14 protein-coding genes and 1 tRNA gene are annotated in these 12765 nt (G+C 66.4%); 11 read left to right on the top strand and 4 right to left on the bottom strand.

The window, feature by feature from the left end; translation table 11 throughout:
• The first annotated feature begins 131 nt into the window (after nucleotides 1-131).
• On the top strand, nucleotides 132-752 hold the full coding sequence (locus ACP7C5_RS08620; RefSeq protein ID WP_426263931.1) for a helix-turn-helix transcriptional regulator: 621 nt from the start codon (nucleotides 132-134) through the stop codon (nucleotides 750-752).
• 381 nt (nucleotides 753-1133) lie between these two features.
• On the opposite strand, the gene ACP7C5_RS08615 is transcribed toward ACP7C5_RS08620, so the two are convergent.
• A complete protein-coding gene (locus ACP7C5_RS08615) occupies nucleotides 1134-2078 on the bottom strand; it encodes a lycopene cyclase family protein (protein ID WP_426263930.1) in 945 nt (314 codons plus the stop codon).
• A gap of 287 nt (nucleotides 2079-2365) precedes the next feature.
• Here ACP7C5_RS08615 and ACP7C5_RS08610 point away from each other — a divergent pair, with 287 nt between their 5' ends.
• From ACP7C5_RS08610 to ACP7C5_RS08570, 9 genes are all read left to right on the top strand, one after another.
• A complete protein-coding gene (locus ACP7C5_RS08610) occupies nucleotides 2366-2926 on the top strand; it encodes a hypothetical protein (RefSeq protein ID WP_189675949.1) in 561 nt (186 codons plus the stop codon).
• 142 nt (nucleotides 2927-3068) lie between these two features.
• Nucleotides 3069-3731 carry a hypothetical protein gene (locus ACP7C5_RS08605; RefSeq protein ID WP_426263929.1) on the top strand — a complete coding sequence of 221 codons (663 nt, stop codon included), beginning with the start codon at nucleotides 3069-3071 and terminating at the stop codon, nucleotides 3729-3731.
• Between the two features lie 41 nt (nucleotides 3732-3772).
• A complete protein-coding gene (locus ACP7C5_RS08600; RefSeq protein ID WP_354289072.1) occupies nucleotides 3773-4408 on the top strand; it encodes a hypothetical protein in 636 nt (211 codons plus the stop codon).
• A 113-nt stretch (nucleotides 4409-4521) separates the two neighbouring features.
• Nucleotides 4522-5040: a hypothetical protein gene (locus tag ACP7C5_RS08595; protein ID WP_426263928.1), complete on the top strand. Its 519-nt coding sequence runs from the start codon at nucleotides 4522-4524 to the stop codon at nucleotides 5038-5040.
• Nucleotides 5037-5645 (top strand): hypothetical protein, encoded by a 609-nt coding sequence (locus ACP7C5_RS08590; RefSeq protein WP_426263927.1) that lies wholly within the window; start codon nucleotides 5037-5039, stop codon nucleotides 5643-5645. Before ACP7C5_RS08595 ends, ACP7C5_RS08590 begins: the two co-directional genes overlap by 4 nt.
• Complete coding sequence (locus ACP7C5_RS08585; RefSeq protein ID WP_426263926.1) at nucleotides 5645-6241, top strand: hypothetical protein; 597 nt, start codon at nucleotides 5645-5647, stop codon at nucleotides 6239-6241. The genes ACP7C5_RS08590 and ACP7C5_RS08585 overlap by 1 nt, the downstream gene beginning before the upstream one ends.
• Before the next feature lie 49 nt (nucleotides 6242-6290).
• The gene (locus ACP7C5_RS08580; protein WP_165954422.1) at nucleotides 6291-7028 is read left to right on the top strand and encodes a fimbria/pilus periplasmic chaperone; all 738 of its coding nucleotides are present in this window, start codon (nucleotides 6291-6293) and stop codon (nucleotides 7026-7028) included.
• 4 nt (nucleotides 7029-7032) lie between these two features.
• Nucleotides 7033-9729 carry a fimbria/pilus outer membrane usher protein gene (locus tag ACP7C5_RS08575; protein ID WP_426263925.1) on the top strand — a complete coding sequence of 899 codons (2697 nt, stop codon included), beginning with the start codon at nucleotides 7033-7035 and terminating at the stop codon, nucleotides 9727-9729.
• Nucleotides 9726-10691, top strand: coding sequence for a hypothetical protein (locus ACP7C5_RS08570; RefSeq protein ID WP_426263924.1), 966 nt, complete (start codon nucleotides 9726-9728; stop codon nucleotides 10689-10691). The genes ACP7C5_RS08575 and ACP7C5_RS08570 overlap by 4 nt, the downstream gene beginning before the upstream one ends.
• A gap of 10 nt (nucleotides 10692-10701) precedes the next feature.
• Here the strand turns inward: ACP7C5_RS08570 and ACP7C5_RS08565 are convergent, their stop codons facing one another.
• From ACP7C5_RS08565 to ACP7C5_RS08555, 3 genes are all read right to left on the bottom strand, one after another.
• Nucleotides 10702-11130 carry a hypothetical protein gene (locus ACP7C5_RS08565; RefSeq protein ID WP_189675956.1) on the bottom strand — a complete coding sequence of 143 codons (429 nt, stop codon included), beginning with the start codon at nucleotides 11128-11130 and terminating at the stop codon, nucleotides 10702-10704.
• A 215-nt stretch (nucleotides 11131-11345) separates the two neighbouring features.
• A tRNA-Pro gene (locus ACP7C5_RS08560) sits at nucleotides 11346-11422 on the bottom strand.
• A 69-nt stretch (nucleotides 11423-11491) separates the two neighbouring features.
• On the bottom strand, nucleotides 11492-12166 hold the full coding sequence (locus ACP7C5_RS08555; RefSeq protein ID WP_426263923.1) for a hypothetical protein: 675 nt from the start codon (nucleotides 12164-12166) through the stop codon (nucleotides 11492-11494).
• A gap of 250 nt (nucleotides 12167-12416) precedes the next feature.
• On the opposite strand from ACP7C5_RS08555, the gene yajC reads away from it, so the two are divergent.
• Nucleotides 12417-12761, top strand: coding sequence for a preprotein translocase subunit YajC (gene yajC / locus ACP7C5_RS08550; protein WP_133186118.1), 345 nt, complete (start codon nucleotides 12417-12419; stop codon nucleotides 12759-12761).
• Nucleotides 12762-12765: the final 4 nt, after the last annotated feature.

The following is a 12765-nucleotide window of genomic DNA, read 5'->3' as shown; positions in this document are numbered from 1 at the left end:
GTAACAAGGACGGGGATAGTAACGATGGGCCGTTTCGAGCGGGCGTCGAACAAGCGCGCGCGAGCTCTACAGACTTTTGCGCAAAAACCGTGTGCGTCGAGCCGATGCACGGGGTTGGGACGGCGCTGTGCATGGTAGTCGAGCGTTCCATACCTTTGCAGAGCGCACCTCCTATTTTCGCGCGGAGCCACGCGGCCGAGGCACCCGCGTCGCATGACGGCAGCCTGTGCCACTGGCTGATGACCGATCCCGTGCCGCGTGTGCTGGTCGATCGCAACCTGCGGCTCGTCTGGGCTAACGAAGCCGCGGACTCGTTCCTGGCGCAGCGTCGCGATCTCGAAGTGCGCAAGGCCGCGCTGGGCGCGGTCGATAGCGCGCAACACGCGCAGTTGGTCGATGCGATCGGCGCCAGTACCGATACGACGCGCTGCTGGGAATTGCTCAGCGCAGACGACAATCATATCGTGATGCAGATCCGCCGGATCAGCGATCTCGATCGACCGCTCATCGCCGTCACCTTCTGGCGCACCGAAACGCCGCGCTTTGCCAATCTCAGCCGGGTGTTCGATCTCACCAAGGCCGAACATGCGGTGCTGCTAAAGTTGCTGAATGGCAGCGTCGCCGACGGCATCGCCGAATGTCACGGGGTCTCGCTCGATACAGTGCGTACCCAAATCAGGTCGATCTACGCAAAGCTCGATTTCTCGTCGCGCGAAGGACTGTTCCACAAGGTCATGGCCTATGTGCTGTGACCTGCGATCACCCGCGCGGTGCCCCGGTCATCACCAATATTGGTGACGCATATTGATACGCGCGCCGCGCTGGGATAGCATTCGGTTTCGACAGAATAGTGGCGCTGCAGAATCCTCCTATGCAATATTGGCGTGTCATTTCTTCTGCGCAGACCGACGGCAGCGAGATTCTCTTCGCGGTTGCAGACGGTGATCGCCTCACGTTGATCGGTCGCTGCCAGTGGCTCGCTGAAAGTTCTGGTCAACCCGCATGCTGGTGGAGCGACGATCTCTGCCGCGCGGTTGTGCCCACGCACTGGCTGCCGTTGCCGACGCTCAGGCCAGCGCTGCAGAGCGCCGCTGCGCCAGTCGCGCGCATGCCCGCTTGAACCGGTCCGGCCGTCACACCGTCATATCCATCGCCATCTCGGCGAGGACCGTGCAGCGACGATCGGGTTCATCGCGCAGCGTGGCGAACAACGCGGCGCGCGCGGCGACTGCGGGCGCAATCTTGGCGGCCGCGCGTGTGCGGGCCGCGGCATAGGCTGCCGGCGTCCATTCGGGGAGCGCGATGACGGCCTGGGCCAGCGCCGCCGCCGATCCCATCGCCGACGGCAGCAGCGGATGCGGCGGAAGCGATGACCAGCGCGGATCGGCGGCAAAGGACAGCGCAATCTCGCGCGGCGCCCGCAGGGTCGTGACCGCAAAGCGCACCGGCAAAGTAAGCGGTGTCGCATCGAAGCGTAAGGCGCGCGCCATCACGCCGTGCCGTCCGATCGGGAAATACTGCCAGACTGCCGCCCCGGTCCGCCCCGCGAGCACCGAGTCGAGCAGAATAGGGTAGCGAAGCCCGAGCGGATCGGGACTGCGATAATCGATCATGGTGGCCAGGATCGCTGGCCCCGCCGTGAGCGGCGGTGGTCGGAGATCGAGCACGAGGCCGGCCCGAATTTCGCCGCGCGGCGTCGCGATGATCTGGTCGCCGCGAGGAATCGCCGAGACGTTGCGCCAGCATCGCGCCGAGCCAAGGTGGGCACACACTTCGGCATGGAGTTGTGCCGGGTCGATCAAACCAAGCGCGTCGGCCACGCTGTGCGTCTCGTCGCCCAGCTCGACATAGTAGCGCGGCCATTCCCCGACGATCAGGGGCTCGATTACCAGCGACATCGCCGTCCCTACGTCGCGCAGCCGGAACGGCGCGATCGGGCCACCGCCGAAGCGATCGCACGCTTCGATGAGGAGGACCCGCGCCTCGGGCCGCCAGCGCGCCAGTGCCAGGGCGACCAGACTTCCGTGTAATCCCCCGCCGACGATTGCCACGTCGATCGTCCGCGACTCGATCGACATTGCGCCCCGCCCCTCCCCTCTGCGCGCTCGGCCATCCGGTTCCGCTCGCGCTATGATGTTCTTAACGTGTCAATAAGGGACAGATGCCGCGGCGGAGCCCAGCATGTAAGGTTAATATCCCGTTTTAAATAAGTCTCTAATCAATGGTGGTGATGCGGCCGGATCGGTCCCGCCCTTAACGCTTTCTTTACCAGCTCGGAACTGACCTCGTCGAGTCGAGGCGGATCCCGGGGCTGGCAACGGGGGCTTGCAAACCGATGGCATACGGTCGTGGAAAGGCATGGGCATTGGCGATCGCGCTCGTGGCGCCGTCGACCGCCTTTGCCGCCGACGCCGACCATATCGCGATCGACGTTACCGCGACGATCGCCGAGCGGTGCGGCATTGCCCGCGGTCCCGCAACACTGGCGAGCGCCGCCTTGCCCGACCTCGAAACCGCGCAGACCCTCGGCTTCGATTTTCAGCTCGATTGCAACACGCCCTTCGCGATCGCGGTGAGCTCGAGCAACGGGGCGATGGTGCTCGACGATCCGACGCGCGCGGGCCCTGTCGGCCGGACCGAAACGGGCTTTTCGAACCGCAAGGCCTATTCGGTCGCGCTGGCGCTCGAAACCGACGATGCGCCGATCGCGACGCGGCCCTGCGATGCCGCCGACCTCGTCGCGGCCGGCAGCGCCTGTCCGTTCTACGGCACCGTCGCCGGCCAGGGCCTGTCGTCGGGCCGCCGCACCGCGATCCGCCGCAACGGCCGCGTGATCGTCGGCTGGCGCGGCGGCGACGACGGCATCCGCCGCGCCGCGGGCACTTATCAGGATACGCTCACCATCGTCGTCGGGCCGCGCACATGATGCGCCGCGCCCCTGCGCTGGTGATCCCGCCATTCCAACGTTGGACGCGCGCTCCGTCCAACAGGAGTCCAATCAAGGTCGCACCGCGCGGCTGCGATCGGAACGATAGTCGAGCGCAGCAACCAGGTGGGAGACCTACGACATGAAGACCATCACGATTCTCGCGACCGCGGCCGTCGCCGCGATCGCCACGCCTGCCTTCGCGCAGGACAGCAACAATCACGACGTGACCATCACCATCCAGGGCAGCACGCCGGCCAAGTGCAACATCGCTGCCGACGATTCGACGATCATCCTGACCGGCTATGACCTGACCAACGATCAGGGTCGCGTTCGCAACAACGTCGACCAGAAGGTGGCGAACGCCCTCAGCGGCCTCAACCTGAAGGCCTGGTGCAACGGCGCCCGCAACGGCGTGGCGGTATCGCGCTCGGCGCTGATCACGGGCAACGGCAACGCGGTAAACGGCTTCAACCAGGCGATCGTCTATGATCTCAACGTGCTGATCGATGGCGCGACGCGCGATGGCGCAGCGTTCTTCGACGGCACGAGCGATGGCCCGGCCAACGGCCCTGGCATCGGCGCCGGCTCGGGCATCGCCGTTCCCGCCTTCGGTCCGACCGGCCAGGGTTCGAAGATCAGCTTCGTCACCGAACCGGGCACGTCGGTTGACGCCGTCAGCAACGGCCAGGGCGGCGCTGAGGTCACCCGCGCCGTGTTCAACGGTTCCGAGAACAACGCGGCGCGCATGGTCGCCGGCACCTATACGGGCACCGTCACGCTGACGCTCACCCCCGGCAACTGATCCACAACCACCTGTAAATTCTCTCTGAAAGGACTATCCTCATGAAGACCCTGTATCTGCTCGCGGCCGCGACGGCCGTCATCGCCACCCCCGCCTTCGCGGATGAGTCCTCGAACAACCATGACGTCGCCGTCACGGTTCAGGCCGACACCCCCGCCAAGTGCAACATCGCGGCCGACGACCAGACCGTCACGCTCGCCAATTACGATCTGACCAACGACACTGGCCGCGCGCGCGGCAATGTCGGCACGACGATCGGCAACGCACTGACCGGCCTCAACATGAAGGCCTGGTGCACCGGCGGCGCCAACGGTGTCGTGCTGACGCGCACGTCGCTGCAGAAGGACGGCTCGTCCGGCGGCCTGACCGACAGCGGTTTCGCGCAGAACATCGTCTATGATCTGGCGCTCAAGATCGACGGCCTGAGCCGCTCGGATCGCTCGGACGATCTGATCGAAGCCACCGAAGATGGCACCGGCGGCCCAACCGTCGGTCGCTTTGGCCCGACCGGCGCGGGCGCGACGCTGACCTTCGTGAACTTCGGTGATGCTTCGACCGCAACATCGGTCGCCGGTGCCGGCACGCTGCCGCGCGCAAGCTACGACACGTCGACCGCCCGTCTGGTCGCCGGCAATTACACCAGCACCGTCACGCTGACGCTGACGCCTGGCCTGTAAGAATACCCGCCGGGGCGGGATTCTCCCGCCCCGGCCTTTTTCCTTCCGTCGAAAGTACCGCGTTGAGCGATTTCCGGTTCTGTCTTGGAGCAATGGCGCTGCTGGCGACGGCGATGCCTGCCCATGCCCAGACCGACCCGACCGGACCCGATAGCGTCACCGTCCGCTTCGTCGGCGGCGTGCCACCCGTGTGCCAGATCGGCGGATCGACCGATACGCGCGGCAGCTTCGATCTGGGCGTGCTGATCGATACGCAGACCGGCTTGCTGCGCCGCAATCTCGCGCCGCCGCAGAAAGAACTCGGCGACACCTGGTGCAACGCCCCATCCGAAATCGAGATTTCCGCGATCGAACTGACCCCGCAAGGCGCGACCGCGCAATTGCGCAGCGGCTTCACGAACGCCATCCACTATACTGCGACAGCGTCGGGCTGGACCGATACCGCAGCAACCTATCGTACCGACGGCGCGACCACCCAGCGCGACGCGGTGCAGACCGCCCCCGATCCGCGCGTCGTCCCGCTCATTATCACCGCCAGCGATTTCCGGCTGCGCGAGGGCAGCGCCACGCGACCGCTGGCGAGCCGTGCCTATCTCGGCGCGATCCGCGTGACCTTGAGGCCGCTGCCATGACCGCCCTGCCCGTTCGCCTCGCACCCGCGCTCCTGCTGATGACATGCGCGATGCCGGCCACTGCGCGGATCGCGCCTGCAGCACCGCAACCGACGTCGGCGCTCCCCGTCACCGGCAGCGTGCCCGATCTTTGCATCCTCGGCGACCCGCGGCTCGACACCGGCAGCGCGGCGCTCAACGTCAACGCGCTGACCGGACGGATCCTGCGGATCGCAGCGCTGACCGATCCGACCAACCTGTCGACCCGGCCGGTGCGCGCATCACTCGCCTTCGATGCCGCGTGCAACTATCCCTACACGCTGACGGTCGCGTCGCGGAACAACGGGCTGTGGCGCCAGACGATCGGCACGCCGACGCCCAATGGCTTCGGCAATGCCGTTCCCTATCTCGCCGATGTCACGTGGCAGGAAAACAGCGTTCGCCTGGACGCCGATGCGACGACGCGCGCACCCAAATCGGCGGGTTTCAGCTCGGCGACGGCGGCGGCCGGGACGATGACGATCGATTTCCGCGTCCTGCCCGGCGCGACCAACGCGCTGGCCAATGCGCCGCTCGTCGCGGGCGACTACACCGATACCCTCACCGTCACGCTGGGAGCGCAATGATGCGGATCGCGCTCCTGCTCGCGACGCTTACGATCGCGCTCCCGAGCGCGACATTTGCGCAGACCAGCTCGGCGGGCGTGCTGTCGGGCGAAGGCAATGCCGGCGCGCGCGATCTGGTGGTCGAGGGTACCGCGCCGCCCGGCTGCGTCATCGGATCGCCGAGCGCGACCGAGCAGGACAATGCGCGCGTCACCGTCGCGCAATCGGGCGGTCTTGACGTCGCGCTGGGCGGCCCCGGGTTCATCAATCCGCTCACCGGCGTGCCCAATCCCGCCGCCATTCGCATCGCGTTGCCGATCACCTGCAACACCGCGCACCGCATCCAGATCGAAAGCCGCAATGGCGGGCTGGTGAACGAAGCGGGCAGCAGCCCGACCGGCGCCTTGCGCAACCGGCTCGATTTCAGCGTGTCGCTGGAATGGGCCGGGACCAGCGCGGGGTTCGATACCAGCACGGCACGCACGGTGCAGACGCTTGTCGGCAACGCTGCGACCGGCACCGCGCAGATCGGCATTCGCATTCCCGGCGGCGGCACGCCGCTCGTCGCGGGCATTTACAACGACACCGTAACGATACGGGTCGAAGCAACATCCTGATCAGGATGGGTGGGGGGGACATTACGTGACGTACCTGGCGCGCTTGCGCATGATGCTGATATTTGCCGTCGGCGTCGCGATCTTCGCGGCGGCGGCGGTGGCGATGACGGTTCAGCCGGTGATCGTCGATCTGTCGACGACCGGCAGCCGTACGTCGCAGGTTGTGACCGTCGAGAATTCGTTCACGACCCCGCTGCCGATCGAACTGCGTGCGACCGAAGCCGATTTCAAGGACGGGGCGCTCGTCGCCTCGACCCGGGAGGCGAAGGATCTGCTGATCTTCCCACCGCAGGCGATCGTGCCGCCGGGGCGATCACAATCGTTCCGCATTCAGTGGATCGGCGATCCCGACATCAAGACCAGCCGGCACTTCTTCCTGACCGTGGCGCAATTGCCCGTGAAGCTGCCCGCCGGCCAGTCGGCGGTGCAGATCCTCTACAATTTCCAGGTGATCGTTAGCGTTGCCGCGCCGGGGGCGAAATCGGCGATCGAGGTCAAGTCGGCCGAAGCGGTCAAAGGGGTGGATGGCAAGGTTCGCTTGCTGCTCAACCTGCAGAACCAGTCGAACACCTATGGCTATCTGGCCGAAGGAACGCTGAAAATCTTGCAGAAGGACCGGCAAGGCAAGGAAGTCTTCAAGAAGTCGATGAACAGCGCCGAAATCCAGCAGCAGTTTGGATACGGTCTGGTTGGGGCGGGGCAAGTACGGAAGCTGCAGACTCCTTTAGAGTTGCCGCTCGACGGGGGGTCAGTTGAGGCAGTCTACACGTCCAAATCACGGCGCTAGCGTGATGGCAGCGCTGTTGGCGAGCAGCGCGTTGCTGCTCGCCGAAGCTCCGGCTGCGGCCCGCTCCACCCTGTTCGTCGATCGAACGGTGCCGTGGAGGCCGGACCGCGCCGAGCCGCGCGCACAACTTTGCCACCTGATCTGCGATGCCCGAGCCGAGGGGACCACCGCGCCACCGCCCGGGCGCGACCGTAGACCGCTGCTGCCGCAATTCGCCGCGGATGCAGGTGCGCCAGTGGTGTCGGGCGGCAGCAATGCGTTCCTCGGCGACGCGCCGCAACCGCAGCGGTCCGCGCCGCCCCCGCCAGCGGCGCCGGCCGACGCCACCGGCCCCAAGCTCAATCCGACCGGACGCGACATCGTGCTCACCGCGCCGCTCCGCGACGGGCCGTTCGCGCTGGGCGAAGTGCCGTTCACGCTGACGCGCGACGATCATGTCCTGGTCAACGCGCCGGCAGTGCTCAAGGCGGTCAAGCCCGTCATCGATCCACTCGCCTATGACAAATTGGCCAGCGGGCTCGGCGGGTTGGGCGATACGCCGGTCGAGCAATTTTCGGCGTTCGGCTATCTGATCAGTTACGATCCCCAGACGATCGGGCTGGTCATCGTCATTCCGCCGACTGCGCGGACGCGGCGCGACGTCCGCCTCGCGCAGTTGAGCCAGGACGTCGTCGGCGACGTCGACCGCCCCGCCGGAGTCGCGGGCTACGTCAATTTGCGGACGAGCGCCGATTATGAATGGCAGGGTTCGAACCGCGGCCTGCAGAGCCCGATCGTCTCGACCGATTGGGCGCTGCGCGCGCACGGCGTCGTGCTCGAGGGCGAAGGCACGCTGCAGATCGGCCAGCGTGGTTCACCGACGCTCTTCCAGCGCGAGGCCACGCGCTTCGTCTATGACAATGATCGGTTGCTCGCGCGGGTAACCGTCGGCGATCTGCTGCCAGTGACGCGCGGTTTCTCGGGTGCGCCACAAATGGCGGGCGTGTCGTTCGCGCGCACCTACTCGGTGCTGCAGCCGCAGCGCAACGTCCAGCCGACGGGCAGCCAGACCTTCACCGTCGTGCGCCCGTCGAACGTCGTCGCCTTCATCAACGGCCAGCAGATCCGGCAGATCCGGCTCGAGCCCGGCACCTACAACGTCCGCGATTTCCCGTTCGTGCAGGGCCTCAACGACGTCCGGTTGCAGATCACCGACGACAGCGGGCGGCAGGAAACGCTCGAATTCTCGCTGTTCTTCGACCGCACGCTGCTCGCCAAGGGCCTCACCGAGTTCGGCGTCTATGGCGGTGTGCTCGCGCCGACGACCAATACCGGGCGCAACTACCGCTTCAATCAGCCCGTCGCGAGCGGGTTCATCCGGCGCGGCATCTCCGACACGCTCACCGCCGGCGCCAATTTCCAGGCACAGAAGCGCGGCGCGACGGCGGGGGTCGAGGTCGTCTGGGCGAGCCCGCTCGGGACGGTGGGATTCGATCTTGCCGCCTCGCGTGTCAGCGGCGTCGGCACGGGCTATGCGCTCAATGCCTCGATCCAGCGGACGTTCGGCGGCACTGGGTCGCGCGGCAAGGCGTTTGCACTGACGTTCGAGACGCGCAGCCCCAAATTCGCGACCCCGAACGATATCGCGGCCGACAATCGCTATGCCTTCGAGGCCGGCGCGACCTATTCGCAGGCGATCGGCGAGTTCCAGTTCGTTTCGGTCGACGGCCGTTATTCGAAGGGGCGCAGCGGCTTTTCGGACCAGCAATCGGCGCGGCTGACCTACGGTTTCCGCCTGTCGCAACGACTCAACCTGCAGGCGCAGGGCCTTTACGACAATCGCAACGTCGGCGGTTCGTCCTATGGCGGGCGCCTCGGCCTCGCCTTGCGGCTGGGCGGGCGCAGCAGCGCCACTGCCGAATATGAATCGCGCGGCGGACGCGGCCGGATCGGCTATCAGACCTCGTCGGGCACCGGCGTCGGCGCCACCTCGCTCGCGGTCAACGCCGATTACGGCCAGGGCGCGTTCGGCCTTGACGGCGGCGTCAGCTATACCGCCAATCGCGCCGAGCTCGCGGTCTCGCACACCACGGCTTTCGATTCTGGCGGGTTCAAGGTCACCGATCAGCGCACCTCGGCACGGCTCGGCACCGCGCTGGTGTTCGCCGATGGCCATTTCGCGATCTCGCGGCCGGTCTATGACGGGTTCGCGCTGGTCACGCCGCATCGCTCGCTGAAGGGCACGCAAGTCGTCGTCAATCCGTCCGACGGGCATTATACCGCGCGCTCGGGCTTGCTCGGCGGCGCGGTCGCAAACGATCTGTCGGCCTTTGCCGACCGCGTCGTCACCTTCGACGCGCCCAAGGCGCCCGCGGGCTATGATCTGGGCGCAGGCAACATTCGCGTCTATCCGCCGTACAAGGCCGGGTATCTCGTCACGGTCGGATCCGATTATTCGATCACCGCGATCGGCACCTTCAAGCTCGAGGACGGGTCGCCGGTCAGCCTGCTCGCGGGCGAAGCGTTCGAGCTCGCCAAGCCCGGCGCCAAGCCGGTGACGGTGTTCACCAATCGCGAAGGCCGCTTCGGCCTGTCGGGCTTGCGCCCCGGCAAGTGGCGGATCGAAATGCCGACCGAGCCCAAGAGCAGCGCGATCATCGAGATCGCCAAGGATGCAAGCGGCGTGGTGCGCCTGAACGATGTGAAGCTGGAGACGAAATGATGCGCGCTTCTATCCTTATCGCCGCGGCGATGCTGGCGACCCCGGTAGCGGCCTGGGCCGGCCCGACCAATTGCGCGCAGTTCGAGATCCTCAACCAGGGGATCCAGCGGACGTACAACCCGTTCAGCCCGTCCGAATATGTCGATGTGTTCACGCTGCGCGTGCTGCGCACCGATCCGAATGTCAGCTCGGTTCGCTTCCTCCTGGTCGATTCGACCGGGCGCAACGGCGCGCCGAAGTTCGGAACCGACGGGCCCGATCTCTACACGATCGACTGGCTCGAGGATCGCGGGCGGCGCGTGTTCGTGACGACCGCCGAGTCGGTGACCGATCTCAATTCGGCGCGCGTCGGCTTCGCACGCGCGCGCGATATGAGCGAGACGGTCTTCCGGCTCAGCATCGGGCGCGGGCAGCAGGCCTATGCCGGTCGCTATGCCGAGCGGCTGGTGGTCCGCTACCAATGCTATGCCGGCAGCGACCTGTTCGGCACGCAGCAGGAACAGTATAATGGCCAGACCGAACTTGCGGTCACCGTGCCGCGGATCGTATCGGCCTATGTCGGCGGGACCGGCCAGCAGCGCGGCGAGATCGCGTTTGGCGAATTGGGCAACGGTGCAGCGCTCGTCCGTAACGCATCGGTCACCGCGCTCAGCACGCTGCCCTATGCGGTCGACATCGCGACGGACAACGGCCAGCGTCTACGCCGCGGCCGCGATCAGACCGGCGCGATCGGCTATCGCCTCAAATATGCGGGGATCACCGTGGCCGGCGCAACGACGATCGCCTGCCCCGTCACGCAAATGCCAGTGGGCGACGTCAAACTCGTCGAAGTCGCGCTCGATCCGGCCGCGGTCGCCAGCCAGCCGGCCGGTGACTATAGCGACACGATCACGCTGACCTTCCGCCCGAGCGACGGCTATGCCGGATCGACCTGCACCGCGACGACAGCGACGGCGCCGTAATCCGCGTCGCTTAGTAGATGGTGCCCTTCGGCTCCGCGCGGACGCTGAGATTGAAATTGTCGGGCAAGGCCGCCTTTCCGTCGATTTCGATCCGCGCCGGTTCGGCGCCGAGCTCAGGCTGGCTGCTGTCGATGATGACGGTCTCGCCGTCGGCCGATAGCGGTACGCGGACCGAGCCATAGACGAAGGTCGCATTGGACAAGCCATGTGGCGTCTGTAGCACCACCCGGTAGCCCGCCGAATCGTTGCAGAAGCGGGACATAGTCCCCAGATCGATCGCGGACCCGGTAGACGTGGCCATGCCCGCGCGAAAACTCACGTTGCAAATGGTCGGAACCACACCGGTAATTCGAAGCTCGCTCGAGATCGGTTCGGCTCCGACGGGGAAAGCGACCGTGAGCGCGATCCCGGTTGCGAACAATTGAAGTTTCCGGCGCATTCAAGCTTTCCCAACCTAGAGACACGCTATGCTACGCGCGCAATGATTAAGACTTCGTTGGAGCTTTGTCGTCCTGCGCATGGACGAATCGCAATAGCCCGACCGCGGGAGCCAAGCTGCCACAGCGCCAGAGCGACCGCGATAAAGACGGAGCTTGCCGAGATGGAAACTCTCATCGCGGCACAGCCTTACAGACCCGTAAGGCAATGTATCTCTGGTCGGGGCGACAGGATTCGAACCTGCGACCCCCACACCCCCAGTGTGATGCGCTACCAGGCTGCGCTACGCCCCGACCGAGGGAGGCGCGTCTAGGCTGACCTGCGTCTGGATGCAAGCCACTTCGCAAAATTGGCGGGACGGCTCAACCAAATTGGCCAAGCGGGAGCAAGCGATTGGCGAGCGCCTGGATCAGCTTGGCATCGCCGCCCTTGAGCACCAGTTCGAGCTGCGCCGCGCGGCGTTGCATCAGGCGGTCGATCGTCGTGGCGGCAGAGGCATGCACCGCCTGCCCGATCAGCGCCATGCCGCGCGCATCGCCGGGATCGATCGCAAGCCGCAGCATCCCGGCGATCCCGGGGAACAGCGCCCGGTCGCCGCCCACCGCGAGCGCGCGGTCGATCACCGCGAGCCCCACCGCCTTGCGCGCGCCGAGCCCGCCGCGCGCGACCATCGCACCGAGCGCCTTGACCGCGCTCAGATGCCACGCGCCGAGCGCCGCGAGCGCTTCGGGATCGCGCGGGTTCTTGGCCACCAGCGCTTCGAATTGCGTTTTGGCGGAGAGCGCTTCGGTCCGGCTGTGCGTCAGCTTGGCGCGATAGCTCGTCGCCATTGCGCGCGACAGCAACGCTTCGCTGTCGCCCGGCGTCTTGGCCAGCGCCGACGCGGCCGCCGCCTCGACGCTGGCGAGCTGCGACAGCGCCGCGCCGCGGTCGCGCACGACAAAGGCGGTCTGGATCAGCGTCTCGCGCCCGCTTTCGGCGGCGGCCACGCTCGGTACCGCCAGCAGAAAGAGCGCTAAGGTCAGGAGAGATTTCATCGCGGGCTTCGCTACTCAACAAGAAGAGCCGAAATGGTACGATCTTTCGCCGCGCGATCAACCCGTCGCGTGGGATCGGCGCGCGGGCCTGACGTCGCCCTTTCCTGCCCGCCGGAGCACGCGGTGTCGGCGAGTTAGCGTTGCGCGGGCGGAGCGTACCTGATAGCGCGGCGGGCTTGTGGCGTGCCCGAAAGGGTGCGCGATCCCGCGTGTCGAAACGCAGGCGGGTCCAGTCTTACCAAGGTAGCCCATGTTCGCCACCCCAGCCTTTGCCCAGACCGCCGGCGCCACTGCCGCAGGCCCCGATGGTTTCCTCGCGATGATCATCCAGTTCGCGCCGTTGCTGCTCGTCTTCGTCGTCTTCTACTTCCTGATCCTGCGCCCGCAGCAAAAGCGCGCGCGTGACCAGGCAGCGACGATCGGCGCGGTCAAGAAGGGCGATTCGGTCGTCACGGCCGGTGGCGTGCTCGGCAAAGTGACCAAGGTCGAGGACGCGTTCGTCGAGGTCGAGATCGCCCCTTCGATCAAGATCCGGGTCGTCAAGTCGACGCTCGCCGACGTGACGCCGCTCGGCTCCAAGCCCGCGAACGACTGATCCG

The organism is Sphingomonas sp. PWP1-2 (genome assembly GCF_049898305.1).
GTDB lineage: Bacteria > Pseudomonadota > Alphaproteobacteria > Sphingomonadales > Sphingomonadaceae > Sphingomonas > Sphingomonas glacialis.
Note: the sequence above shows the minus strand (reverse complement) of the source record. Positions and strands in the feature narration are given on the sequence as shown.

Coding starts and splice junctions, on each gene's coding strand:
- ACP7C5_RS08600 (WP_354289072.1), top strand. CDS start 3,773: ATGAAGACCCTGTATCTGCTCGCGGCCGCGACGGCCGTCATCGCCACC.
- ACP7C5_RS08575 (WP_426263925.1), top strand. CDS start 7,033: ATGGCAGCGCTGTTGGCGAGCAGCGCGTTGCTGCTCGCCGAAGCTCCG.
- ACP7C5_RS08595 (WP_426263928.1), top strand. CDS start 4,522: ATGCCTGCCCATGCCCAGACCGACCCGACCGGACCCGATAGCGTCACC.
- ACP7C5_RS08555 (WP_426263923.1), bottom strand. CDS start 12,166: ATGAAATCTCTCCTGACCTTAGCGCTCTTTCTGCTGGCGGTACCGAGC.
- ACP7C5_RS08605 (WP_426263929.1), top strand. CDS start 3,069: ATGAAGACCATCACGATTCTCGCGACCGCGGCCGTCGCCGCGATCGCC.
- ACP7C5_RS08565 (WP_189675956.1), bottom strand. CDS start 11,130: ATGCGCCGGAAACTTCAATTGTTCGCAACCGGGATCGCGCTCACGGTC.
- ACP7C5_RS08585 (WP_426263926.1), top strand. CDS start 5,645: ATGCGGATCGCGCTCCTGCTCGCGACGCTTACGATCGCGCTCCCGAGC.
- ACP7C5_RS08570 (WP_426263924.1), top strand. CDS start 9,726: ATGATGCGCGCTTCTATCCTTATCGCCGCGGCGATGCTGGCGACCCCG.
- ACP7C5_RS08590 (WP_426263927.1), top strand. CDS start 5,037: ATGACCGCCCTGCCCGTTCGCCTCGCACCCGCGCTCCTGCTGATGACA.
- ACP7C5_RS08615 (WP_426263930.1), bottom strand. CDS start 2,078: ATGTCGATCGAGTCGCGGACGATCGACGTGGCAATCGTCGGCGGGGGA.
- yajC (WP_133186118.1), top strand. CDS start 12,417: ATGTTCGCCACCCCAGCCTTTGCCCAGACCGCCGGCGCCACTGCCGCA.
- ACP7C5_RS08580 (WP_165954422.1), top strand. CDS start 6,291: ATGATGCTGATATTTGCCGTCGGCGTCGCGATCTTCGCGGCGGCGGCG.
- ACP7C5_RS08620 (WP_426263931.1), top strand. CDS start 132: ATGGTAGTCGAGCGTTCCATACCTTTGCAGAGCGCACCTCCTATTTTC.